We start from the raw sequence: 25361 nt of genomic DNA on the forward strand, positions 1-25361 counted from the left end.
ATCATTCTCCGTGTCACCGTGTCACCTTGTCCTTTTCTTCCCAATCCCCATTAACAATTTTCTAAAACGAGATAATCAAATAATTATTTTGAAACTTCGCGCCTGCAACAGGCCTACCACTCAAAGCTGGAGGGAGAAAAATATTTCGCCTTTGATCTCCTGCTTCTACAGTGACTTCTGGCCCATATTGGGTAAGTTTGACTTGCTTTTTGTCAAATCCTGGCAAAAACAAGCTTACTTTTCGTTCGTGAATGTCAATTTCAATAGGTTTGGGAGCTTGTACTGCTTGTGCGACAAAGTTTGGTAGGGAATCCATTAGCAGTTGCCACTCATCAGCTTTGACATGGGGAACTACGCTGACAGGCAAGGGGGTAAATTCCCCAGATGTATTAATGTTTGTGTCCGAAGATACAAGAATAACACCACCGACAGTTAAACCCACTTGTTGAGCGCTTCCCCAAAGGTAACGAGCAGAGGCAACTTCAACCGGATCAGCAGTCGTCACTAAAAAAGCAGCAACATGCTTGGGATCAGCGAGGGCAGCTTTACCCTTGTCTAGAAAATTGTTGACTTGATTTGTAGGTTGAGCAAAATTATCTGCTGTCCAATTGATGTTGAAAAAAGTGCTAACAAGCGGTTGAATCAAGGGGGATTCAGAAATTGTCCTTCCTAAATCTGAGTTGACAAATAATTGCCGAAATCGCCGTACATACCAGCTAAGATACTCTGGCATCCCAAACATTCGCAATGTAGAAGTGTCGCCGCTGCCATCGTAGACGATCACATCATAGTTGCCGCTTTCGTAGTACTCGCGTATCGCATTGAGGACAAGGGCAGTGTCCATCCCTGGCAAGACAGAGAGTTCCTGTCCATAAACATCTTTCAGGATAGGAGTTCTTAGATATTGTGCTTCCAGTTTTTTCACATCTTCCCAGCTACGTTCTAGCAGTGTTGATGCTTGTAACTGTACAACTTGCAAATTAGCAGCAATTTCTTGAGGATCGGTGCCAACAGGAAGCCCCAACAGGATTTGTAATGCTGGTTCTGCACTTCCTGCCAGAAGTACACGCTTTCCTTGGCTTGCTAATAGCTTGGCAGCGGCGATCGCTACCTGAGTGCGAGCAGAGCCGCCTTTGCCCAAAAATGTCAGTATCAGGGCCATTACTTGATTCCTAAATTTTTACCGCCGATTTTTTCAACTCCAACTTAGCACTCGGCTTTTTTTGTAACTTCTGTCCGAAGTTTAGCAATCAGCGGACACAGCCGCCGATAACTGGGTTTTTCCTTACTGTACTACTTTGAGTTCGTCTTCAAAAAACCAGGTGGTAAAATTATCATCAAACTTTACCACCACACCAACACCGCTACCATCAGTCATCTTAAAGCCTTCGATGATACCGACTTTTCCTAGCCTTTGAGCAATAGGATTAGATACGCGATCGCGCAGACGATAAACCTTAACCTTTTGTCCGATGTCCATGCCAAATTACAATGCAATAATCCACAACTCAGTGTACCGGAATCCGGTGTTTTGGGGGAGTGGGAGACGCGTAGAAGGGGAGACGCAAAGACACGGGGACACAAGGAGAGTAATAAAAACCAACAAATGTACAAAAGGCAGCGCGTTGCGGAGCCAGTGCGTTGGGGGCGTCGGGTTAAGCGCGTCGGGTGCGACTGCCGTGCGGGTTTAGAAGATAAGTTATCGTTTGAACAGCAAAGTTAATCAACAAAACCACTAACCACTAACCGATCCAAATAGTTTAATCTAGACCTACAGAGTTTAAATTACAAGCAATATATTAGATAACAGTAAACAATTCATGATAAAATTGCCCAGATATTTTTACTAAGAGTTTGGAGTAGCAATTATTTCTATCAAAAACAAAGGGAACTTTCATAGCTGATCAACTTCAAAAATAAAAATTGTGTGTAGGTAGTGGGCGAGGAAGCAGGAATTGTTGCAAACAATGCGAGGAGTTGTCCGTAAGGCAGGAAAGCTGCGACGCTGGTTGCCAATCAATGAAGTTTGGTGGGCAAAATTAGATTTGCTCAGAGCTTTGGTACGACGCGATCTAGAAGCACGGTATAAAGGTTCTATTTTAGGCAATTTATGGCCTTTAGTTAATCAGTTATCACTGTTACTAATTTATACTTACGTATTTTCAATTGTTTTAAAAGTGAAGCTGAACCTCAAAGGCTTACCAGAAAATAATTTTACTTTTGGTTTATGGTTGTTTGCAGGGTTACTGCCTTGGATTGCCTTTAGTAATGGATTAATTCAATCTGCAAATTCAGTGATAGGACAGCCGAATTTAGTCAAGAAGGTCGTATTTCCTTTAGCTTTATTACCGTTAGTGCCAGTATTATCATCATTCATTGAAAGTTCTTTTGGACTAATGGTGTTGATTTTTTTTACAGCGCTAACTTCTCATACATTGCACTATACCTTAGCGCTACTGCCTTTGATTTGGATAACGCAGTTAATGCTAACAGCGGGATTAGGTTATCTGACAGCGGGATTGACAGTGTTTTTGCGTGATATCCCGCAAACATTAAATGTTATTTTGAATATTTGGTTGTATTTGACACCAATTGTTTATCCAGCGTCAGCAATTCCCCCAGAATGGCGGAATTGGGTGTTTTGGTTAAATCCTATGACCGCTATTTCTGAAGTTTATCGTGACTTAGTTTTAGTAGGAGAGGTAAAACACTGGGGCGAGTGGGGAGTTGCTGCTTTGATATGTGCGATCGTATTTTGTTGCGGTTTTTGGGTATATAAGCGGTTACGTCCAGCCTTTGCCGATGTGTTGTAAACAATAAAAAATATGTTAGCAGTTGAGCATATGGTGGTATGGGTGAGGAAATCGCAATTTCGCTTAAAAATGTATCTAAGTGCTACAAGCGCTATGTTCATCCGGTAGATAGACTCAAGGAAATTTTATTGCCTGGAAGGAGCCATGCTCAGGAGTTTCGAGCATTAGATGATATCAACCTGGAAATTCCGAAAGGAGAAACCTTTGGGATTATCGGCCAAAATGGCTCTGGTAAAAGTACACTGCTGCAAATTATTGCCGGAACGCTGACGCCAACAACAGGAGAAGTTCATGTTAATGGCCGGATTTCAGCTTTATTAGAATTGGGTAGCGGTTTTAATCCAGAGTTTACAGGACGGCAAAATGTCTTTTTTAATGGACGAATCTTGGGATTAAGTCAAGAAGAACTAGAATCTAAGTTTGATGAAATAGCCGATTTTGCTGATATTGGAGATTTCATTGAACAACCTGTTAAAACTTACTCAAGCGGGATGTTTGTTCGATTAGCATTCGCTGTGGCAGTAAGCGTTAATCCTGACATTTTGATTGTTGATGAAGCTTTAGCAGTTGGGGATATTTATTTTCAACAAAAATGTTTTGAAAGAATCAGAGAACTGAGAAATTCGGGTACTACACTTTTATTTGTTTCTCACGATCGCAATGCAGTTTATAAACTTTGCAATCGGGCTGTGTTAATGGAATCAGGCAAGATAATACTTGATTCTAAACCCAAGCAAGTTCTCGATTTATATGAAGCCAAGCTTTTAAGAAAAAAGGACAATCAACCTGATTCATTTGAAATTCAATTATTGTCTGAAGAATCTACTTCGATGATTTCTGATAATACAGCTTCAGAGATATTTAATGGTAGCATCGATGAAGTTGTTATTAATTCTCCAGAAGTTAGTGTTAGCTTTGTCAAAATATTAAATGAAGATGGACGTGATATTAAATCTTTAATTAGCGAGGAATTATTACAAATATCTGTTGGATTGTTATTTAAAGAATCATTCGCTGATCCTCATGTAGGCTTTAAAATCAGAAATAGAACCGGAGAGGTTGTTTTTGAAACTAATACTTTTTGTATGGGAACAACAATCGGTTCTGTAAGTAGTGGTAGTTTCTTAGAAGTCAAATTTAATCTGAAAGTTCCTTTATATGAAGGTGAATACACTATATCTTTGGGAGTCGCTGATAGCGCATATGGAGATGGGCAGTTTAAACGAACACTAGTTTATGCCCATAATATCAGCGATTTAAAAGTGTTCAAAAATAAAGAATCTATACACTGGACAGGCGTAGTCAATCTTTATCCTACAGTTTCGATTCACAGACAGGCTTATGTTTGAGTCCATCATTCAAGAAGCAAAAAAGACAGAATATGATTTTAGATTGACTGCTAATCTAGAAGATCCTTTGTTACATCTGTTTGATGAATGGGTTGATTACTACAAACTCAAGTGGGCGATCGCTCGCGTTCTCAAGCCAGCTTCCATCCTAGAAATCGGAGTACGCTTTGGTTATTCTGCCGCTGCTTTTTTGAATGGCTATTCTACCGCCAAATATGTTGGTATTGATTTGGATACAGATAGCTATGGTGGTGTTAAAGGTGCAATAAATTGGGCAAAAAAAATTACTCAACCCTTTGAAGCTGAGTTTATTGTTGCTGACACACAAGCAATGAATAGCTTTCCCGGTGATATTTACGATTTAATTCATATTGATGGGCAACAAGATGGGGATGGTTCTTTTCACGATTTAGAACTGGCAATTAAGCAAGGGCGTTATGTTCTTGTAGATGGATATTTGTGGACAAGGCAGAATTTTATGGCGGTTAGCGATTTTTTATTTCGCTACGCCGATTTACTAGATTGGTTTGGAGTGATACCGGGTTACGCCGGAGATTTGTTAATCAAAGTTGCTCCTGAATATCACAGACAAGTTTTTGAAAGTAAATACAGTACAGTTCCATCTAGTCTAGCTATTCGTCATACTTATACAACTAACTATTACACGCAAGATTGTGGAGGCTATGAGGCTTTCAACAGACATCAAGGCAAAAAATTAGAAGATGTCAGACTACAAGCAGTCGCTACTATTGCTAGCTTGAAAAAATCAGGACGCGTATTAGATCTTGGCTGCGGTAGAGGCGAACTGAGTTATTATTTTGCCCATCAAGGCTTTGGTGTCACGGCTGTTGACTATGCACAAAGTGCGATTGACTTAGCAAAAAAGTGTTTTGATGGAGAAGAACAGCTACAAGCAAAAGTAGAATTTATTTGTGATGATGTTTGCAATTTAAAATTGTCAGGGAAGTATGACCTGGCAGTAGCATCTGATTTAATTGAGCATTTATCTTCACAAGAAGTAGAAAAGCTTTATCAAAATATTGCCAATAATCTGAAGACAGATGGATTATTTGTTGTCCATACTTTCCCCAATCTTTGGTATTACCAATACGATTATGCACGCAAAAGAAGAATAGCCGCTTCTGTAGGGGCTTATTTATCTCCAGAGCCCCGTTCGAGATATGAATTACTCATGCATATCAACGAGCAATCACCCAGAATTCTAAAAAGACAGTTAAATAAATGTTTTAAGTATGTATATTTATGGTTTGGTGATACTTTCAATCCTGGTGGAAGTTTAGTTAAAAAATATTCTTTAAGAGAAATTTGTGCTGCTCCTAGTCTGTTTGCGATCGCATCTCATCAACCAATTGCTCAAGAGCAGTTAAAAAATCTTCTACAAATGCCGCCTTTACCTCCTCTGCCTAGCGGTCAAATTCAATTATCAGCAATAGATTACCCTCAGACAGTAGAAGTTAACACTGAGTTTACAATTCAATTAAAAATCGAAAATTGTAGTGAATTTATTCTGCATAGTTATGGTTCTAATCCGGTTCATATTTCTTACCACTGGTTAAATACACAAACTCATGATTGTGTGGTTTTTGAAGGAGCGCGAACAAAGCTATTTCCTCCGTTAGATAGCTGTAAACGCACAGTATGGAACCCTTGGGCAAAAAATGTAGCGAAAAGGATTTACACAGCCAGAGTACAGGCACCACCGCAGGAGGGTAAGTATATCCTCAGAGTCACGATGCTGCAAGAATTTGTACGTTGGCTTGACGAAGCCCCCACTCAACTCATGGAGGATGTTCCAATCGCAATTATCTCAAAGCCTTAATTGAGTATAATCAAATTTCCACAAAAATTATGCTTGAAGAAGTTGGATAAAAATAATTATGGAAGCAGATAGCCCAGAAATTAATGTTGACGAATTAATGCAGAAAATTCGTGCAGAAGTAGCTAAACGTCGCAGTTATTCTCCACAAAAACGCTTAATTAATAAACCAAAAAATAACAATTTATTGACAAGTCATAATGCCAATTTAGAACTGATGGAAGGCTTACTCAAGAATGCAGAGTCGCGTTCTGAAGTTCGTAATAAATGGCCTGATAATTTAAATAAATTTCCTTTTAATATCAGCAAAAATATACGAAAAGTAGCTCTTAAAATACTTAATGTTCTATTCAAAGACCAGAGGGAAGTTAACTATAATTTAATCCGGGCATTGAAAGAATCGGTAGCGCTGAATCGGCAGTTAATAGAACAAGTAACAGCTCTAAGAGCGCAGATTGATCATCCTTCTGCGGCGATGGAAACTCGCCTTGCCAGCATCGATACGCGCTTAACTACTACGGAAACTCGCTTTAGCAGTATTGAAAAGCGCTTGAGTGCCGTAGATAGTCGTATCCCAGAAATAGATAAACATCTGGGAGCGATAGATGAGCATTTGATAGCTAAAAATCGTCGTTTGGGAGACATGGACGATCACTTAAATACAGTTGATGCTCGCTTGCAAGCTGTAGGCGATCGCTTGAACACAACAGATTCGCATCTACACCAAGTGGATTCTCATCTGCAAAGGGTAGATGAACGCCACTTTAGAAACGACAGCTACATTAAAAATGATCTTAACCAGCAGAAACGTTTGCTCTCTGTTTTTTTAGAAGAAGCCAGAAAGCGATTGCCAGAACCTTTTAATCAAGAGCAACTCCAAACCTTTGTTAACGAAGAAAAGCATATTTCAGATGCATTCTACACAGCTTTTGAAGACCATTTTCGCGGTAGCCGTGAAGAAATCAAAAATCGTCTAAAAACTTACATACCCTTTGTAGAAAAGGCTCTTGCGTCTTGTGATTATGCTCCAACTATTGACATTGGTTGTGGGCGTGGAGAGTGGCTAGAGTTGTTATCTGAGTGTGGCATTAAGTCATCTGGAGTGGATATAAATACCACGATGGTGCTATATTGTCAAGAACTTAACTTAGATGTTGTCCAGGGAGACGGGCTGCTTCATTTACGTAATATTCCAGACAATTCTTTGGCGATCGTCTCAGCATTTCATGTCATAGAACACCTGTCATTACAAACGTTAATCGACTTGACTGACGAAGCGCTGCGTGTCTTGCGCCCCGGTGGCATCGTCATCTTTGAAACTCCAAATCCAGAAAACCTAATTGTAGGTGCTTGTAATTTTTATTTCGATCCCACACACCGTAACCCAATCCCGCCAGCAACAGCGCAGTTTTTATTAGAAAATCGGGGATTTCGCCAAGTTGAAATTCATCGCTTGCATCCAATGGGTGTCGATCACAACTTGGACAATCAATTTTTAAAAGATGTCCTGCTTTGTAGCCAGGATTATGCAGTCATCGGATGGAAAGCATAAATCGGGTGATGCAATGAGAATATTAATTTGCAACGAAAGATTTTTATTCAGGTTCGGACTAGATCGGGTGCTGCTGACGATCGCTAAAGGGTTGGCAGAAAAAGGCCATGAAATTTATATGATGGGCAATCGCTATGATGAAGAAATTGTCAGGCAGATAGCCAAAGACTTTATCACTGTTCCACCAGCCCCCGATGATTACGCCAATTCTAACGAGTTCACTGCTCAGTGGCTGGAGCAAAATTGGTATAGCTTTTTTGGGAGCACTTGCCAGCCGGATGTAATTTTGTTTGCGGGATGGCCTTTTTTCCAAGCCGTTGAATTTTTCCGCAAAGTCTGCAAAACAGTGATTTTTCAGGATCACGGGGCAGTACCAATTGAAGGTTTTTCCGGACACGCTTTATTTATTCAAAACAAGGTGCGGCAAATGCGACGCACTTTTTTGCCCCAGACAACAAGCATAATTGCCGTAAGCGATTTTATTGCTCAGTCGCAAAGCATCCCCGATCGAGGGCAAAAAGATGGAGTTATTACCATACTCAATGGAGCCAACCATCTAGAATTATCGGTTTGGCAAGCCCAATTTTTAACAGCAGGCAATAGTCTCCAACAAGCTTTATTCCGAGTTGAAAATCTCCTCCAACAAGGGCGAAAGTGCATCCTTAACCTCGGACGTTGGGAGCCTAATTGCTACAAAAATTCGGAAGCTTGCTTCGAGATTATGCGTAGGCTAGTTCAGCGACATCCTCAGGCAGTTTTGCTGATTTTAGCCCATCCTTCAGATATCGATATTCCTCAGGACTTACAAGCACATATTCAACCGCTAGGATTTCCAGACGACGCAGAACTACAGGAAATTATGAAACGCGTGACGCTGGGAATTTCTGTATCGCTTTGGGAAGGTTTTAACTTGCCGCTTGCCGAGATGCAATGGCTACAGCAACCAGCCCTTGTATTCAACCTTGGCGCTCATCCGGAAGTCGTTGTAGATCCTTGGTTTTTGTGCGCCGATGCAGTAGAGATGGCAGAAAAAGCGGATAGCGTTTTGGCAGGCAAAATTCCCAATCAAGTTGTATCCTCCGACAATTACAAGAGGTTCCAATCTCAATTCCGTTGGCAAAGCGTTGTGCAAAACTATTGTGACTATCTTGAGAGTGCAGTGCAAACCAAATTAAACCATGATCTTAATCTTCCCCTACTAATTATAGATGTCACCAATAGCTGCCGCGATCCTGCTAATTCTGGTGTAATTAGAGTGACAAGGCAAATTTGCCGCGCCCTGCAAAAACATTGCGCACCTGTCTTTGTAGTTTGGGATTTTACAAGCGATCGCTACGTGCTTCCTTCGCAAGCAGGTTATCAGCAATTAAGCCAGTTTAACGGCCCAGAAATGCCCAACTACGCACAGACAGTTCTGGAACGTTTTGGCAGCATCCCCCTCGACGAATTTCTGGCACTCGATCCAGGAGCGCAAGAACGGGCAGTTTTGTTTTTCTTTGCCGAAACTATCATCGATCCACGCTGTACAAAGGCTATTACTTACGTCAAGCAGCAGCAGTGGAAAACAGCAGCCATCCTCTACGATCTTATTCCGGTAATGCATCCGGAGTTTTGCAGCCCGTCTATCAATGCGCTGTTTCCTCCATATTTGGAGATGTTGGCGAGTGTCGATGTCATGATTCCGATTTCTGAATATTCTGCCAAGTGCGTTCAGGATTATTGGCATCTACAGAACTTGACATACGGCAAGGTAATGACTGCCCTACTACCTGGGGAATTTGGTCAGCATCCTCGTAATATAAAGATGCCTAACCTTGAATCCAGTTCTATAAATATGCTGTGCGTTTCTACCCTGGAACCGCGCAAAAATCACCGCACCCTACTCAAAGCCTGTGAAATCTTAGCCGAGAAATATCCCCAACTGGATTGGCATCTGACACTCGTTGGCAACCGTTATGATGGTGCGCCAGAAGTCTATCAAGCTGTTGAAGAGGCATCAGCAAAAGAACCCCGCATTCAATGGTTGGGGGTAGTAGATGATGCTACGTTACATGGGCTATACGAGGAATCCACCTTCACCGTTTATAGTTCCTTAGTGGAAGGATACGGTATGCCGATTTTGGAGAGCATTTGGCATGGAAGAGTTTGTCTGTGTCATTGCCAAGGTGTGATGGCTGAGTTAGCAGCAGGAGGTGGTTGCGTTGTAGTAGATATGACAAATCCTCAAGCATTAGCCAAAGCAATTTACAAATTATCGAGCGAGCGCATCTTACTTGCTGAATTATCCCAAGCAGCAATTGACCGCACGCTCAAAACTTGGGAAGATTACACCCAGGAAGTATTGACTGCCTTAGGTCTGGAGGAGACATACACTATGGTTGTGAATGCTACAAAGACCCAGAACCTAGATATCATCCGTTACGAAGATCTACTTTACCCCAACTGTCTGCTCGAACGCTGGCAGATGAATGATTCGGAGCGTGTAGCATTGATTGGCTTGCTAGCACAACATCAACCGAAATGTAGCATTGAGATTGGTACTTATTACGGTGGTAGTTTGTCACTAATCGCACAATACTCGGAAATGGTGTTTTCGATTGACATCGATCCAGAAGTAACTACACGGGTTCCACCGATGGAGAACGTTAGCTTTTTGACCGGAGCCTCAACGACTTTGCTACCGCTACTATTTCAAGCACTCGATGAAGCTAATATCCCCATAGACTTTGTACTCATTGATGGCGATCATTCTGCTGATGGTGTGCGCAGAGATATAGAAATCATTTTGAAGTATGTACCGAAGCGACCGATGTTCGTAATGATGCATGACTCTTTCAACCCAGAGTGTCGGCGCGGCATGATGAGTGCGAGATGGCAAGATTCGCCGTATGTGGTTTGGGTAGATATAGATTTTGTGCCAGGACGTATTATTGAGGGCGACAATAACAAGTTTAAAGGCGAAATGTGGGGAGGTCTAGCACTAGCCCTAATTTCTCCCACACCCCGTCAGGGCAACCTAACCATTGCTGCTTCAGCAAATGGTTTCTATGAATTAGCCCTTCAGAACTCACGCTACTGAATATAAGTGGGTGGACATAGTTAAACGTCAAGATGCTTGCCTCTAGAAACTAGATAGAATAAGCTTTTTTCCGTCTGCCGTCTGCCGTCTGTTGTCTGCTTTCTACTTAGTCGTTTTGTTTAGTTCATTATGCTGAAAAGAATACTAATTTGCAGCAATTTCTACCCTCCTTTCTTCGTTGGCGGTGCAGAAATCATTGCCCACGAGCAAGCGTGTTACTTAAAAAAGCATGGATATGAGGTATTTGTATTCTGTGGAAAGCATGATGATAGCTGCCATCGTTATTCAATTACAAAAGATACTTATGATGGGCTGAAGATTTTTCGTGTGAGCTTGCACGCACAAGACTATCATATTGGTGAAAATTTTTACAATCGTGCAGTTGATGATCTGTTTGATGCGGTAGTTGAAGAAGTTCGCCCAGATGTCATCCACTTTCACAACATTGTCAGTTTATCGTTAGGTATTGTAGCTCGCGCCCGCAAGCGTGGAATTAGAACTGTACTTACTCTCCACGATCATTGGGGATTTTGTTATAAAAACACTCTACTCAAGGAACCACAGAAAGTTTGTAATGACTTCTCAAAATGCGCAGAATGTCTACCAGAATTGACAGATAGTCGAGGGCGACGATTACACATCCGGATGCGACAAGATTACATTGCTTTGCAACTTGCCAAAGTTGATCGCTTTGTCTCACCGAGTTCTTATTTAGCATCTGCCTATGCCAAAGCAGGTATACCTACTGATAAAATTAGTGTTATTTCCTACGGTGTGAATGTTGAGCGCTTTTCACGAGTGGTAAAAATTTCGACAAACGGCCCTATGCGCTTCACCTTTATTGGGCATCTTGGTATACATAAGGGCGTTCATGTTTTGCTCAGTGCTGTAGAGCTATTGCAAAAACAAGGTTACCTTGGCAGTCTGTGTATGCTCAACATCGTCGGTGTCGGTGCAATGGCAGACGATGTAGCAAAGTTCGTCAAGGAAAAGCGCCTTGATGATGTTGTAAAGTTATGGGGAAAAGTTAATCACACTCAAATCGAGAAAGTTTACCAATCTACGGATGTTCTAGTCACACCATCAATTTGGCCGGAAAACGAGCCGGTTACTATTCTAGAAGCGATGGCTGCGGGTATCCCAGTTTTAGCTTCTGCCCTTGGTGGCAATCTGGAACTGGTGGCGAAAGGTGTTAGCGGTTGTTTGTTTGAGTCTGGTAATGCCCAAATGCTGGCGGAAAAAATGGTGGAGATGGCTCAGAACCGTAAACACGTAGAAATGATGGGTAGTAATGCCCGACAACAGGTAGCACAAGATACGCTTAATAACTATGTACGGCAGATTGTCAAGGTTTATCAGAAGCAAGAGACGACGATGACATCAGGAGGCGATCGCATGATCTTGTGCAGTGGCGATCGCCTTTCAATGGAGTGTGCATTTGCGATCGAGCAATTTCGTCAACCAGACAATGGCAAACGCTATCGGTTCATCATGAGCGACTGGATCGAACCTGAAGATTGGGAAATTGTAGATCTGGTTTGGGTTGTTGATGAAAATGGCAAACAGCGAGATTTGCTGGAGAGTATGAAACGCGGGCTACCGTTATTGGTTCCTGAACAAAATTACAAACTTGTCGAAATGTGCCGCAATGGGCAATGTGGCTTATTTTATACTGATGAGCTTGAAGCAGAGGTTTGCCTACAATATCTGATTGATAGACCGTTAATTTTAGCTGCCCTTGGTCGCAATGCTAAAAGTACTTCTCAAAAAGGTACGACTAATTTATCAATTGCTTTAGGAGGATTGGGCAGGTAATTGAAGTATAACGGATGAGATGGAGGCAGAATTTTGATTAACGAATAAGATAAAAAATTTTGGTTATTTATCTTCTTTAAATCCACTATGCCATGATTTCAGTTGTTATACCAGCTTTCAATGAGGCGGAGAATATACCTAATTTATATAGGCGAATAATTTCAGCCGCCCAAGATTGGCAGATGCCTTTTGAAGTCATCATGGTTGATGACGGTAGTAAAGACAAAACCCTTGAGCTTTTACAAAAACTCCATGCAAAAGACTCAAGATTCAAATATATCAGCTTTTCCCGTAATTTTGGACATCAAACAGCCGTTAGTGCAGGCTTAGTTTATGCCCAAGGTGATGTGGTAGCTATTCTTGATGCCGATTTGCAAGATCCTCCTGAAGAAATTCACCGCTTTTTAGAGAAATGGCGTCAAGGATATCAGGTGATTTACGGCATCAGAACTAACAGAAAAGAAAATTTTTTCAAAAAATCTGCTTATTATTTATTCTACAGAATTTTAGCTTGGTGTTCATCCATTGAAATCCCCCTCGATTCTGGAGACTTCTGCATCATGGATAGAACTGTTGTTAGTTGGCTAAATGCTATGCCAGAGCGGAACCGTTTTATTAGAGGATTACGTTCTTGGATTGGTTATAGGCAAATCGGTGTTCCCTATGAGCGCCAAGCTCGTTTTGCTGGAGAAGTGAAATACACCTTTCGCAAACTCATGCGTCTTGCTTTGGATGGCATAATTAATTTCTCCTACCGTCCATTGCAAATTGCTGGCACCTTTGGCTTTTTTGTCGCGATCATTTCTTTTTTGGGGATTATTTTCTTTTTTCTACATCGCATTCTCAACTTCAAAATCTTTGGTTATTCTCCCCAAGATGTACCAGGTTTTACCTCTGTGATTTTATCCCTCCTATTTATTGGAGGCGTGCAGCTATTTACAATGGGGCTTTTTGGAGAATATATTGGGCGGATCTTCGATGAAGTAAAACAACGTCCCCTCTATATAATTAAAGACCAAAGAGGCTTTGATAACTCAAGCACTTTATTACCTGGGAATACACGACTTTGAAGCAAAAAATTATCTTTTGGCTAGGCTGGGCAATTAGTATTTTCCTTTTAACTTTAACAGTTCGCAATGTAGATTGGTCTAGGGTAATAGCAGCATTCACTTCGGTTTCTCCCATCGCCCCCTTATTGATGATTGGCGTTTATCTTCTGAGTTTTCTCCTGCGATCTGTGCGGTGGAAAATTCTCCTACCTACGGGTGTATCCCTAGATAATTCTCTTTATGCTGTAGTTTTGGGCTATGCTGCCAACAACATACTTCCTAGTCGTTTGGGAGAATTAGTTAGAGCGCAAGCCATTGGAAAAAAGTGCCAAATCAGTCGCTCTCTTGCTCTTGCCAGTATTTTTGTTGAACGTATTTTTGATGGACTAATTATCACCATTTTTCTTTATATAAGTATCATTGGTAGTTCTTTACCCAATTGGGCATATTCTACAGGAAGACTAGGAATGTTCATTTTCGGCGGAACTTTCACCGTAATTGCCATCCTGGCTTTAACACGCCCCTTTTGGAATTCTAAGCTATCTAAAATTCCTTCTTCAAAATGGCGAGATGCGCTGCTCAAATTCGGCGAAGGATTAACTCTTGTTTGGCGTACTCCTTTTCTTCCCTTGAGTATTTTTGTACTTTCCTTGGGGATTTGGCTGATAGAAACTGGAGTGTTCTATTTGGGAATTCAAGCTTTTAATTTAAAGCTTCCTCCTGCTGCTGCTCTATTTATGATGGCATTAGTTAACTTAGGTGTTTTAATTCCTTCTTCTCCTGGTTATTTAGGAGCGTTCCAATACTTTGGAGTATTAGCTTTGAGTGCTTGGCAAGTTCCTCAAGCCGAATCCCTTGCCTGTTCAGTATTGATTCACGCTTGTCAATACATTCCGATTACGCTTTGGGGAGTCAGCCTGATACCCTACTTTGGATTCTCGTCTCTAAGTAAGCTGAAGCACGAAGCTAAACAAACTACTTAATTTTTGTAATTGACTTTTATAAATCAAAACATCATGAGTTTACTGATTGTTGGTGGTGGTGCTACTGGTTTAGCCTCAGCCTATATAGCGGCAAAGCGGGGTGAAAAAGTAACTTTAATCGAAGCTTCCGATCGCCTTGGGGGTTTATTATCTACTTTTGAAGTTGGTAGCACTAAATTAGAGTGCTTTTACCATCACTTCTTTACCCATGATCGAGAAATTCACTGGTTACTAGAAGAATTGGGGCTAGCTCAAGATATCAGATTTGTAGAAACAAAGATGGGAATGTACCGCCGGGGAAAGTTGTACCCATTTACCACTACAAAAGATTTGCTTTTCTTTCCTCACCTGAATTTAATAGATAAAATCCGCTTTGGATTGACTAGTATATTTCTTTCTAGACAACAAAATTGGCAAAAGTATGAAAATACTCCTGCTCTAGATTGGTTTTATCGTTGGGCAGGCAAGCAGACTACAGATACGATCTGGCGTCCAATGTTAGAAATCAAGTTTGGAGAATATAGCGATCGCATTCCTGTTTCATGGATGATCGGAAGGATGCAGCAACGGCTAAAATCTCGTTCCCAAGGTAAAGAAAAATTGGGATATCTGCGAGGCAGTCTTCAGAGACTTGTAGATGCCCTAGAGTCAGCTTTAGAGCAATTAGGAGTCAAAATTATTAAAAATGCTCCTGTTGAGTCTTTGATTTTTGAAGACGAGGTAAAACTTATTGGGGTTAGAACTCCTCAAGGAGAGTTGAAAGCAGACAAAACATTAATCACAATTCCTACAGTTTATTTAGCAAAGCTATTACCGAATGAATATGTAGAATACCGTCAAGACTTGGAAAGAATAGAATATTTTGGGGCAATTTGTGCTGTAATTATTACTCAAAAACCTTTAAGTGCAACTTATTGGATGAATGTAGCCGATCCAGGTTTTGAGTTTGGTGGAGTAATTGAACAGACTAACTTTATTCCACCAGAAGAATATCAAGGATTTCATCTAACTTATTTATCAAGATATACTACGCTTCAAAATCCCATTCTCTATAAAAGTAATTCCGAAATAGCTACTTTATTTAAAGCCCAGCTACAAAGTATCTTTCCCAATTTAGATAATCGAGGTATCAAAGAAATTAAAATTTTCCGAACTAGAACAGCCGCTACAGTTTGTGATCTCAAATTTTCTCAAAAAGTACCTGCTTATCAAACACCAGTTCCTAATCTTTATGTAGCTAATATGGCTCATGTCTATCCTGATGAAAGAAGTGTGAACAATAGCATTAAAGTAGCTTTTGAAGTTGATGCTGTTTTGAAGAATTCTTAATTCTTCAAAAATATTAATGCTCAACCCTAGATAGGATCATGGAAAAATTTTTATATCTAATCCTATTCCATAAAAATCTGATACAAATATAAACCGTATAAAGACGCGATATATTACGTCTTTACAAAATTCATGTGTATCGTAATTAACGTGAAATGGTATAAATATGATGAATTTGCAAATTAGTCAAATGTGTAATTAATATCATTATTACATTAATTTACAACAACTATTTTGTAAAATTTTAGGATATTTAGTATGCCTTATAACAAATCTAAATGGTTAATTTTGAATATTTTTATTTGGCTAACTTTGATTTTTTGTTTTAGTTTTTTAGTGATTAAAGATTTTTCTAATCCACTAATTGGCCCTGGTGATATCGACCTTTGGGAATATCAAGGTTTTTACTTATTTAAAAATTTCAGTTTTTTACCATTTCCTCATCTGAATTTAGTCAATAATCAAGCTTTTTATCCGTATGGAACAAACAATGTATTTCAACCTTGGTCATTTGAAAGAGAAATTTTCTACGCAACTTTATACTCTTTATTTGGTATTGGTGCTTGGTTGCAATTCTATTATCTTATTAGTGTATTAATTACAGTTATTGGCTCATTTAGTTTACTTGTTAGAGATTACGGATTTGTTCGTGCTAGTGGTGCAGCTATTATAGTTGCTTTTATGAATTTTTATGCAAATAATAAATATCCCCATCATTTAAATTATGCTGTACTTCATTGGACTGTTCTTAATTTTATCTGCGACTTTATTTTAGTCAAGAGATTTGTATTAAAACATCATATATCCTTAAGATTCATTTTAGTGAGAATTTTATTCCTGATACTTGCAATAGGTCAAGATATAGGATATGTAGCTGGTTTTGCTTTGATGTCCTTTACAGTTTCTATTTGTTTTTCTTTAATATTAATAATTTCTAGATTCTTGCAGAAAAAAGTCAAACTTAAAGAAGTTTTCCATACTCAGTTCCAACAATACCTCAGAGAATTTCTTACCTATCGTTATATATGTTTACTTTTAATATCACTGATTTCTATTTTTGGTTATATATATATTCCTTTAGTTATTCAGATTTTCCAGGAAGCTAAAAGTTTTGACTTTACTGGTATCGACAATGGGATTTTCTTTGCTCATCCTTCAAGATTACTAATTCCATATTTGCCTTTGATTAACCCAAGTCAAACTGTTTTTGACAAAATATTTAGTGATTCTCCAGAAAGTTTAGGTGCTGGTAGCCCTGGTTGGTTTTTACTAATAATAGCAACTATAGGAATTTGGCAAGCACGCCAAAAGTTTCTTATATTTATACCACTACTGATTATTTTTTTCCTTTGTCTTTTTTATCATCCAGAATATATACCAACACTTAAGATATTTCCCTGGTTTAGTTTCAATCGTGTTGGAGGCCGTTCAACTGTTATTTACTCAGTAATACTTTGTTTATTTGCCATCCATATAAATTTGAATAGATTACATGAAGGCAAAAAAATATTATTTACAGCACTCTTAATATTTCTAGGTTGTATAGAAATCTATACTGCTTATTCCTTCAAGTTTAATTATCAACCCTACTTATTAGATCAGAATTTTTTTACCTACATGAATTATGTTAAACAGCAACCGGGAGAAGCTGTTCTAGATTGGCCATTTTGTGCAGCAGGAGGAAATGCAGTAGGCTCGCTTGATGGACTTTGTCCATATTTTTATCAAAATGGTTCAATTTTTGCTTTGAGAAGATTTCATCAAAAGAAAGTGATGGGTAAGTATTTTGGTCGTTTGCATCCTTCCCAAATCAAATCTTATCTTCAGGCAGGTTGGCATCATTTACTTGTTCCCAATAGCTTATTTTATCTTGAAAAAACAAGCCCGAAAGTTCGGTGTTTTAGTGAAGAAGAATGGTCTTTTTTCACGGATTTCTATAAATTTAATGACTTTGCTGGTATCAATCTTTATACAGACTTATTATCAGAAAGCTGTGTAAAAGAATTTTATACGCGCTTTGGTAAGCCTACCGTAGAAACAAAGGTTCCGGAAGCAGGCAAATTATCATTTATTCCTAAATCGAATGAATTGTCAAATCAAGTTAATTTAGCTCTTGGTTCTGAAATTAAATTTGAACCTTTTCTAAACTTTTCTGAATCTAATTTACTAGATATACGCTCACGAAGTACTTTTATATCCGTGACTGGGCTGAGTGGTTTTGAGGAAATTCCACCGAAAACTTTTCGTTGGGCTTTAGGGGCAGAAACTAATATTATATTTAAGCTGCAAGATTCCCAACTATTGAATCTATCTTTCAAGTTTGAGAATCCAATTGAAGCTCAGAATATTTTGATTGATATCAACGGTGTAACTGTAGATAGTTTTAATAATTTAAATAAAGGTGCGAATATAGAACGTATTCTTCAATTTCCAGCCTTAAAAGGAATAAACCGTATTGTTTTTAAGTATAAAGATTGGAATCATAACCAGGTAACATTTGCACGTGAGGATGATAGAGCTTTGTCTGTTCTATTTAGACGACTTGTAATACAACCAACAGAAGAAACTTCTCTTTAGAACAAACGTCCATTAACATGGATTCATCTTTGTTCCTACCCAAACGCGATCGCAACCAACTTCAAACTTGTTTCCAAACCTAAAATGATGCCTATGAATAGATATACCTATAAATTCCGCTTCTATATTGCGATCGCTTTTGTGTGTTTATCATCACCTTTACTAGCAAACAATCCTACTTGGGCGCAATCAGCAACACAAACACAAATTAACTCTTATATTCAACGCTTAAAGAATCCCCAACAACGTTCCACAGCGGTGGATTATTTAGCATCTGTAGGTAAGCCTGCCGTTCCCGCCTTAATGAAAGCTTTACAGGATACCAATCCTCAAATGCGTGCTGGTGCAGCAATGACTCTTGGTAAAATTGGCCCAGCGGCATCCGAAGCTGCAATTGCTCTCATGCGAACAATTGGTGATAAAGATCCTACTGTTCGTTCTTATGTAGTTCAAGCGATTGAAAAAATTGGCAGAAAAGCCTACATCCCTTATTTTATTGCCGCTTTAAATAGCGACAAGAAATGGGAACGTTACAGTGCAACTCATGCTTTACGTGCAATGGGCAAAGATGGGGCATCTGCTGTACCCGCCTTAATCAAAACTTTAGAAGATAAAGATATGTGGATGCGGGTAAATGCTGCCTCTGCTTTAGGCTATATTGGTACACCTTCTGCACCTGCTCTACCTGCCTTAGTTGCCCGTTTGCAAGATCCAGATGAAACGGTGCGCAACACAGCAGCTTATGCTGTAAGTATCATCGGCTTGAGTTTACAAGAAGATATCAGTCAGGTATCCACCTCAGAATTGGATCGGGCTGTCTCAAGTTTAGAAAAAGCTCTAAAAGTACTGCGAACCCCCTCACTAAAATTCCGTCAAGAAGCAATTACCTCTGTTCAAGATCCCCTCGTCGCCTTGCAGAAGGAGAGACGTAGACGAGTAAAATCATTTCTTGCACCTAGCCCTAAATGGCGAGTTAACTACCCAAGCACCCACCACCAGATATGGGAGTAGAGTGTCACACTAGGAAAAGGAGAGTTATTTTCATTAGGAGGGAAGAGCAATGGCTCTAAATCCCACCATTATGCAAGCTGTAGAACGATTGGGTTACCACGTTACTGTGGGAGATGTGGCAACCCAAGCCGGATTGAATGTTGAAATAGCCAATCAGGGGTTATTAGCCCTTGCCTCTGAGGCTGGCGGACATATGCAGGTTGCAGAATCAGGTGATATTATTTACCTCTTTCCGCGAAATTTTCGAGATGTTTTACGCAATAAATATTTGCGGTTGCAGTTGCAGGAATGGTGGAAAAAAATCTGGAGTGTGCTGTTCTACGTAATTCGCATCTCCTTTGGCATTTTTTTAATAGTTTCTATTGCCTTAATTTATCTAGCCATTCTCATTATCATTATGTCTGCTAATTCAGACCGTGATAGTGGCGATCGCGGCAGTGATTTTGGGGGAGGTTTTTTCTATTTCCCAAATTTCTTCTGGTATCTTAGCCCCAACTATGATACCTACTCTTACCAGCGGCAACGGGGACAAAGAGAAAACAAGTTGAATTTTTTGGAAGCTGTGTTTTCGTTCTTGTTTGGTGATGGCAATCCCAACGCTAACCTAGAAGAGCGGCGCTGGCAAGAAATTGCTGGGGTGATTCGCAATCATCAAGGTGCAGTAGTAGCCGAACAAATCGCACCTTACCTGGATGACATCGGTGAGACTTATCAACAAGAATATGAAGATTATATGCTGCCCGTACTTACCCGCTTTAACGGACGTCCCGAAGTAAGTCCTCATGGGCAAATTGTCTATCACTTTCCAGAATTACAAGTTAGTGTCACCAAAAAGCGTCATCGCTCATTGCAATCCTTTTTGCAGGAATTTCGCTGGCGTTTTAGTGCGGCTTCTTCTGGGCAAATTCTCTTGAGTGCTGGATTGGGTGCAGTCAATTTTGTTGGTGCTTTAGTCTTGGGAAGTTTGTTGAGAGATGGCACCGCCGCCGCTGCTTTAGGTGGGCTAGTTGCTTTTGTACAAGGATTTTACTGGCTGCTCTTAGGTTACGGAACAGGTTTTTTAGTGATACCGTTAGTGCGCTATTTCTGGATTCAGTGGCGCAATCGTAAAATTACCGAACGCAACCGCCAACGGCAAGCACGAGCGATGGTATTAGAAAGCCCAGATTCCCAGTTGCAAGCAAAAATTGCTTATGCACAACAGTTTGCAGCGGAAAAAATTATCGGCAAAGAAGATTTAGTGTACTCAACTGAAACTGATTTACTAGAGCAGGAAGTTGAGAATACTGCACAAATTGACGCTGAATGGCAAAGGCGGCTTGAGGAAGGGAATTAAGGATTAGAGACTAGGGACTAGGAAGAGGAGAGGGGGAGAGTGGGAGAGGGGGAGAGAATCATTCTCTGTGTCACCGTCTCTCCTTGTCCCCGTGTCCTCTTTCGCCCATAGCCCCTAGCTCCTCATTTCACCTTAATTGGCGATAGAGCTACACCTTTGTAGTAATGTCCCAAAATTTGCAAGTGATTGGCTCCCTGCCTTGCTAGATTATAGGCTCCCCATTGACTCAAGCCTATACCATGACCGAAGCCAAGTCCTTGAAGTATGAAAGCACCATTTCCATTAGAGACATTAAAGCGCGTGCTTCTTAGCTTTAAGGCAGTGCGAACTTCTTCGCCTTTGAGCATTTTTTCGCCCTTATCACCGATGATTTTTAAGCTTTTGACACTACCGTAACGCGATCGCGTTTCTGGAATCATCTGCTTGACGTTGCCCACCTCTGGAAATTTGGCGCTAATTTCTGCTGGAGAAAAGCTTCTTACCCAGTTGCATTGTTGAATATTCTGATCAAAGTCTGGCACTGCACGCAGGTACGGCAGAGGATTTCCCCAAACATCTTCGACGTTTTCCGTATGCCCACCGGAACAAGCATGGAAAGCTGAGAGAATAATTCGATTTTGGTAGGTGAGCACTTTCCCGGCTGTACTATCGACAGCAGCATAGGTAGTGGGAGATTCGCTAATTACGCCTTTGTAAATCTGCCAGCGATCAGGAGTTTTTCCTAAGTCATAAATAGGATTATTGCGTTCTTTTTCCCGCTTGTAAAGAGCATAGGTACGAGCGGCGATCGCTTGAGCTTTGAGGGCTTCTTGTGGCCATCTGGCGTCCACTTCGCCACCAATAACGCTGTAGAGATATTCTTCTAAATCCACCCAGTTAACGGCGGTTAAACCTTTCTCTGTGGGAACAACTAAAGTTCTGCCTCGATACCAGCGATCGCCTATATAAACAAATCCTTTTCCTTCTGGTTCTATCCAAAATAAAGGAGATTTCCACCTATCCAAAGCAACTCCGCCAGGAACAGCTTGGGCATAATATGAATTCATTGCCGGCAATTGTCCCAGAGTCTTACCGCTACCATCCTTGACGATCGCAGTTGTGGAACTGCCAACTTTTACCTGATTGACATCCCGCTCAATGGCAACGCGCAAGATTACAGATGCTTGTGCTGGTGCTATTAATGCAATCCATAAAATGATACCAAACCACCAATGGCGTCCTTTTATTTGGGAAAGCAAAGAGGCTAAGAACAGTTGGAATTTCATGCCGCTGAACATCTAGTTAGAGTTGTATAATTTTATGCTTGTTTATGTAGAAATTTGCTGGAGACAACCTGTGATCTCCAGTAGATACAGATGAGATTAACCGTTCTACATTGGCAACCAGGTTTTTGTTGTTTGTCGTTGCTTCATGCTTAGTTGTTCCCGATGAAGAAGACGCGGTGACGCGCACAAAGAATAATTCCCCGCGTCACCGCGTCTCCCTGTCTCCTCATCCCCCTAATCCCTAGCCCCTAGTTCCTACCCTCTAGTCCCCTTGCAGCTACTGTTTGCACATCTTTATCACCACGCCCAGAACAGTTAATGACAATGCGGGGGTTACCGTTAAGTTGCGGACATAGGCTTTCTAGGTAGGCGATCGCATGAGCAGTTTCCAGTGCTGGTATTATCCCCTCTAACCGTGAAAGTCTCTGGAATGCAGACAAAGCTTCTTCATCTGTGACGCTGTAATACTCAGCACGGCCAATTTCTTTCAAAAAGCTGTGTTCTGGCCCCACACCAGGATAATCTAAGCCAGCACTAATCGAATGCGCCTCAATTACCTGCCCATCGTCATCTTGTAATAGATAACTCATTGCTCCATGCAATACACCAATACGTCCTTTTGTCAAGGTAGCGGCGTGTTTATCTGTACCAACTCCTTCTCCGGCAGCTTCCACGCCTACTAACCGTACCGACGGTTCATCGACAAACTCGTGGAACAATCCCATGGCATTAGAACCGCCACCAACACAAGCGATGAGAATATCGGGCAACCCACCCCATTTTTCCATTGCTTGGGCGCGAGTTTCTTTTCCAATCACTACATGAAAATCCCTTACCATCATTGGGTAAGGATGAGGCCCTGCTACCGAACCTAAGATGTAGTGAGTCGTTTCTACATTTGTCACCCAATCCCGAATTGCTTCAGAAGTGGCATCTTTGAGCGTACCCGTTCCTGCTGCCACCGGACGCACTTCTGCTCCCATCAATCGCATTCTAAATACATTTAAGGCTTGGCGTTCCATATCGTGAACGCCCATATAAATTACGCATTGAAGCCCAAAACGAGCGCAAACAGTAGCTGTAGCTACTCCATGTTGCCCAGCGCCAGTTTCCGCGATAATTCGCTGCTTGCCCATCCGTTTCGCCAATAACACCTGGCCGAGTGCATTATTGATTTTATGAGCGCCTGTATGATTTAAATCTTCTCTTTTTAAGTAAATTTGCGGCCCTGTACCATCTGGGCGAGCATAGTGAGCGGTGAGGCGTTCGGCAAAATACAACGGAGTAGGACGTCCTACATAATCGTGTAGTAACTGTTGTAGTTCTGCAACAAAGCCTGGTTCATGACGGTATTGCTGATAGGCTGTTTCTAGTTCCGCTAACGCTGGCATGAGCGTTTCTGGAACGTATTTACCGCCAAAACGACCAAAGCGTCCTTGGGGATCGGGGCGATGGGTAGTTGAAGAATTCGGGGGAATGGGAGTTGTAGTCACGGAATGATTTTCAATTACGGGACGATAAATAATTATAAGAAAGTCTGAGGCACATGAGGTATGGTTGCAGTTATTCTCTCATCCCACCCATGGCTAAAACAGCCGTTCCATAAGCTGCTTCCGTATGCAACGGGCGGACAACAGGCACTTGCAAATACCGCTGCCGAATTTCTGTCCAGGTATCATTTGCTGCTCCACCACCTGCCGAATACACACAGTTTAATTTATCTGCTCCTAACTGCTGTAATAATTCATAACCCCGTGCTTCAATCCGGGCAATACTTTCTAATAAGCCATGCAAAAACTCTACAGGACTATCTGGACGTGGTTCCAGTCGCGGCGGTAAATTTGGATCATTGATGGGAAAGCGATCGCCTGCTTTCAATAAGGGATAATAATCCAAATTACTTGCTTTAGTGGCGTCAATTTCCTGGCTAAACCTTTCTAATTCAGCATCCGTAAAAAATTGCCGCAGCACTGCACCACCCGTATTGGAAGCACCTCCAGTTAGCCATAAATCCCCTAATCGATGGCTATAAATTCCATACCTGGCATCTTCAACACGGGTGCGACTCAACAGTTTTAGAACCAGTGTAGAACCAACAGATGTTACCCCCTCGCCAGGCAATTTTGCGCCACTAGCAATAAATGCGGCAATGCTATCTGTGGTACCAGCACAAATCAGGCAATTTTGTGGAAAATTGAACTTCACAGCAACTTCAGGATCTATCTCCGCTATGGGAGTTCCAGGAGTAAATATTTTAGGTAAATGAATTGGGATTTGTAGTTTTTCCAACCATTGTGGGTATTTCAATGTTTCTACGTCATAACCCAACTTCAAAGCATTGTGGTAATCGCTAATACCTAACTGCCCATGCAGTAAAAATGTTAGCCAGTCTGCTTGATGGAGAAAATATCTAGCTTGGTTAAAATCAGGCTGTTGTGCCATCCATAGCAGTTTTGCCAGACTCGATGTTGCGCTTAAAACAGTATGGTTTGGAGGAGCTACACTCTTCAACTTGTTCAGCACAATTGCGCCTCGTCCATCGTTATATAGTAAAGGCGTACTTACAGGATTACCAACAGGATCGCAAAGTAAGACAGTAGAAGACGTACCGTCAATAGCGATCGCTTGAATTTCTTGCCGTACTTCCCCAGGTATTTGTTCCAGCAGACTAAACAAAGCTACTTGCCAATCTCTTGCTAAGTTTGAGTCAGAAGACATTGCAAAGGGATATCGCGCCTGGTGTTGGATACTCCCTTGTTGATCAATCACCACATCCCGCGCACCAGAAGTACCAAAGTCCATACCTAAGTACAATCCCATATTTTTATAAAATTTTCTAATGATAAATGACTAATGACCAATTTGTTTCAACTTGTAACAACATATTCCCCTATCCAGACAAAACAGGGAAAAGTAGTAAACAAACCGATCAATTAGGAGGCCTTAAACCATGTCTATCTCTGATACTCAAGTTTACATCGCTTTAGTCGTGGCAATTATTCCAGGCTTTTTGGCTTGGCGGCTAGCAACAGAACTTTATAAATAGGGACTGGGTACTGGGGATTGGGAAGAAAAGGACAAGGTGACACGGTGAGACGGTGACACGGAGAATGAATCTCTCCCCCTCTCCCACTCTCCCCCTCTCCTCTTCCTAGCCCCTAGTCCCTAATCCCTACTCTTCTCGAACCTGACACTCAAGGGTGTGGTTGCTTAGTACTTTTGGTTTAATACCGTCAAGCACTTGCAAATATCACTTTTGTGTGCCAGGTTTATTTTTAAATTGCTATACACCTGTAGCAAATTGGGAAAAATAAAGTAATATTACAGCTAAACAAAACAAATATTGTAAACAGCACAAAAGTATTG

20 protein-coding genes are annotated in these 25361 nt (G+C 40.9%); 15 read left to right on the forward strand and 5 right to left on the reverse strand.

Annotated features, from left to right (window positions below):
- Positions 1-61: 61 nt before the first annotated feature.
- Positions 62-1162, reverse strand: a complete 1101-nt coding sequence (locus U2718_RS26120) for an ArsA family ATPase (protein WP_342002786.1) — start codon at positions 1160-1162, stop codon at positions 62-64.
- Between the two features lie 123 nt (positions 1163-1285).
- Positions 1286-1480 carry a DUF2862 domain-containing protein gene (locus U2718_RS26125; RefSeq protein WP_342002785.1) on the reverse strand — a complete coding sequence of 65 codons (195 nt, stop codon included), beginning with the start codon at positions 1478-1480 and terminating at the stop codon, positions 1286-1288.
- Here U2718_RS26125 and U2718_RS26130 point away from each other — a divergent pair.
- The 13 genes from U2718_RS26130 to U2718_RS26190 all read left to right on the forward strand — a co-directional run bounded on the left by U2718_RS26130 (position 1466) and on the right by U2718_RS26190 (position 20730).
- Positions 1466-1723 (forward strand): hypothetical protein, encoded by a 258-nt coding sequence (locus tag U2718_RS26130; protein ID WP_411813370.1) that lies wholly within the window; start codon positions 1466-1468, stop codon positions 1721-1723. The two genes, U2718_RS26125 and U2718_RS26130, sit on opposite strands and share 15 nt — an antisense overlap.
- Before the next feature lie 244 nt (positions 1724-1967).
- A complete protein-coding gene (locus tag U2718_RS26135; RefSeq protein WP_342002847.1) occupies positions 1968-2813 on the forward strand; it encodes an ABC transporter permease in 846 nt (281 codons plus the stop codon).
- 38 nt (positions 2814-2851) lie between these two features.
- Positions 2852-4162: an ABC transporter ATP-binding protein gene (locus U2718_RS26140; protein ID WP_342002784.1), complete on the forward strand. Its 1311-nt coding sequence runs from the start codon at positions 2852-2854 to the stop codon at positions 4160-4162.
- A complete protein-coding gene (locus tag U2718_RS26145; RefSeq protein WP_342002783.1) occupies positions 4155-6002 on the forward strand; it encodes a methyltransferase domain-containing protein in 1848 nt (615 codons plus the stop codon). Before U2718_RS26140 ends, U2718_RS26145 begins: the two co-directional genes overlap by 8 nt.
- Positions 6003-6060: 58 nt before the next feature.
- Positions 6061-7551 carry a class I SAM-dependent methyltransferase gene (locus U2718_RS26150; protein ID WP_342002782.1) on the forward strand — a complete coding sequence of 497 codons (1491 nt, stop codon included), beginning with the start codon at positions 6061-6063 and terminating at the stop codon, positions 7549-7551.
- Positions 7526-10630, forward strand: a complete 3105-nt coding sequence (locus U2718_RS26155) for a glycosyltransferase (RefSeq protein ID WP_342002781.1) — start codon at positions 7526-7528, stop codon at positions 10628-10630. Before U2718_RS26150 ends, U2718_RS26155 begins: the two co-directional genes overlap by 26 nt.
- Before the next feature lie 129 nt (positions 10631-10759).
- Entirely contained in the window at positions 10760-12445 is a 1686-nt protein-coding gene (locus tag U2718_RS26160; RefSeq protein WP_342002780.1) for a glycosyltransferase family 4 protein, read from the forward strand.
- Between the two features lie 92 nt (positions 12446-12537).
- On the forward strand, positions 12538-13515 hold the full coding sequence (locus U2718_RS26165; RefSeq protein ID WP_342002779.1) for a glycosyltransferase family 2 protein: 978 nt from the start codon (positions 12538-12540) through the stop codon (positions 13513-13515).
- Positions 13512-14477: a lysylphosphatidylglycerol synthase transmembrane domain-containing protein gene (locus tag U2718_RS26170; protein WP_342002778.1), complete on the forward strand. Its 966-nt coding sequence runs from the start codon at positions 13512-13514 to the stop codon at positions 14475-14477. Before U2718_RS26165 ends, U2718_RS26170 begins: the two co-directional genes overlap by 4 nt.
- 33 nt (positions 14478-14510) lie before the next feature.
- Complete coding sequence (locus U2718_RS26175) at positions 14511-15806, forward strand: NAD(P)/FAD-dependent oxidoreductase (RefSeq protein ID WP_342002777.1); 1296 nt, start codon at positions 14511-14513, stop codon at positions 15804-15806.
- 258 nt (positions 15807-16064) lie between these two features.
- A complete protein-coding gene (locus U2718_RS26180) occupies positions 16065-18383 on the forward strand; it encodes a hypothetical protein (protein WP_342002776.1) in 2319 nt (772 codons plus the stop codon).
- Positions 18384-18470: 87 nt separating this feature from the next.
- Positions 18471-19394, forward strand: a complete 924-nt coding sequence (locus tag U2718_RS26185) for a HEAT repeat domain-containing protein (protein ID WP_342002846.1) — start codon at positions 18471-18473, stop codon at positions 19392-19394.
- Between the two features lie 49 nt (positions 19395-19443).
- Positions 19444-20730 (forward strand): hypothetical protein, encoded by a 1287-nt coding sequence (locus U2718_RS26190; RefSeq protein WP_342002775.1) that lies wholly within the window; start codon positions 19444-19446, stop codon positions 20728-20730.
- Between the two features lie 122 nt (positions 20731-20852).
- Here U2718_RS26190 and U2718_RS26195 read toward each other — a convergent pair whose 3' ends face one another.
- Complete coding sequence (locus tag U2718_RS26195; protein WP_342002774.1) at positions 20853-22007, reverse strand: SpoIID/LytB domain-containing protein; 1155 nt, start codon at positions 22005-22007, stop codon at positions 20853-20855.
- 98 nt (positions 22008-22105) lie between these two features.
- Here U2718_RS26195 and U2718_RS26200 point away from each other — a divergent pair, with 98 nt between their 5' ends.
- Positions 22106-22240 carry a hypothetical protein gene (locus U2718_RS26200; protein WP_342002773.1) on the forward strand — a complete coding sequence of 45 codons (135 nt, stop codon included), beginning with the start codon at positions 22106-22108 and terminating at the stop codon, positions 22238-22240.
- Between the two features lie 3 nt (positions 22241-22243).
- On the opposite strand, the gene trpB is transcribed toward U2718_RS26200, so the two are convergent.
- Together trpB and U2718_RS26210 are read right to left on the reverse strand one after the other, a co-directional pair.
- Positions 22244-23488, reverse strand: a complete 1245-nt coding sequence (gene trpB, locus U2718_RS26205) for a tryptophan synthase subunit beta (protein ID WP_342002772.1) — start codon at positions 23486-23488, stop codon at positions 22244-22246.
- Between the two features lie 70 nt (positions 23489-23558).
- On the reverse strand, positions 23559-24815 hold the full coding sequence (locus U2718_RS26210; protein ID WP_342002771.1) for an FGGY-family carbohydrate kinase: 1257 nt from the start codon (positions 24813-24815) through the stop codon (positions 23559-23561).
- Positions 24816-24945: 130 nt separating this feature from the next.
- On the opposite strand from U2718_RS26210, the gene psaM reads away from it, so the two are divergent.
- Entirely contained in the window at positions 24946-25041 is a 96-nt protein-coding gene (gene psaM, locus U2718_RS26215) for a photosystem I reaction center subunit XII (RefSeq protein ID WP_289792730.1), read from the forward strand.
- Positions 25042-25361 lie beyond the last annotated feature (320 nt).

Source organism: Chlorogloeopsis sp. ULAP02 (assembly GCF_038404745.2).
Classification (GTDB): Bacteria; Cyanobacteriota; Cyanobacteriia; order Cyanobacteriales; family Nostocaceae; genus Chlorogloeopsis.

Coding starts and splice junctions, on each gene's coding strand:
- U2718_RS26125 (WP_342002785.1), bottom strand. CDS start 1,480: ATGGACATCGGACAAAAGGTTAAGGTTTATCGTCTGCGCGATCGCGTA.
- U2718_RS26120 (WP_342002786.1), bottom strand. CDS start 1,162: ATGGCCCTGATACTGACATTTTTGGGCAAAGGCGGCTCTGCTCGCACT.
- U2718_RS26160 (WP_342002780.1), top strand. CDS start 10,760: ATGCTGAAAAGAATACTAATTTGCAGCAATTTCTACCCTCCTTTCTTC.
- U2718_RS26210 (WP_342002771.1), bottom strand. CDS start 24,815: ATGGGATTGTACTTAGGTATGGACTTTGGTACTTCTGGTGCGCGGGAT.
- U2718_RS26185 (WP_342002846.1), top strand. CDS start 18,471: ATGCCTATGAATAGATATACCTATAAATTCCGCTTCTATATTGCGATC.
- U2718_RS26190 (WP_342002775.1), top strand. CDS start 19,444: ATGGCTCTAAATCCCACCATTATGCAAGCTGTAGAACGATTGGGTTAC.
- U2718_RS26145 (WP_342002783.1), top strand. CDS start 4,155: ATGTTTGAGTCCATCATTCAAGAAGCAAAAAAGACAGAATATGATTTT.
- U2718_RS26165 (WP_342002779.1), top strand. CDS start 12,538: ATGATTTCAGTTGTTATACCAGCTTTCAATGAGGCGGAGAATATACCT.
- U2718_RS26135 (WP_342002847.1), top strand. CDS start 1,968: ATGCGAGGAGTTGTCCGTAAGGCAGGAAAGCTGCGACGCTGGTTGCCA.
- U2718_RS26175 (WP_342002777.1), top strand. CDS start 14,511: ATGAGTTTACTGATTGTTGGTGGTGGTGCTACTGGTTTAGCCTCAGCC.
- psaM (WP_289792730.1), top strand. CDS start 24,946: ATGTCTATCTCTGATACTCAAGTTTACATCGCTTTAGTCGTGGCAATT.
- U2718_RS26150 (WP_342002782.1), top strand. CDS start 6,061: ATGGAAGCAGATAGCCCAGAAATTAATGTTGACGAATTAATGCAGAAA.
- U2718_RS26180 (WP_342002776.1), top strand. CDS start 16,065: ATGCCTTATAACAAATCTAAATGGTTAATTTTGAATATTTTTATTTGG.
- U2718_RS26195 (WP_342002774.1), bottom strand. CDS start 22,007: ATGTTCAGCGGCATGAAATTCCAACTGTTCTTAGCCTCTTTGCTTTCC.
- U2718_RS26140 (WP_342002784.1), top strand. CDS start 2,852: ATGGGTGAGGAAATCGCAATTTCGCTTAAAAATGTATCTAAGTGCTAC.
- U2718_RS26155 (WP_342002781.1), top strand. CDS start 7,526: ATGCAGTCATCGGATGGAAAGCATAAATCGGGTGATGCAATGAGAATA.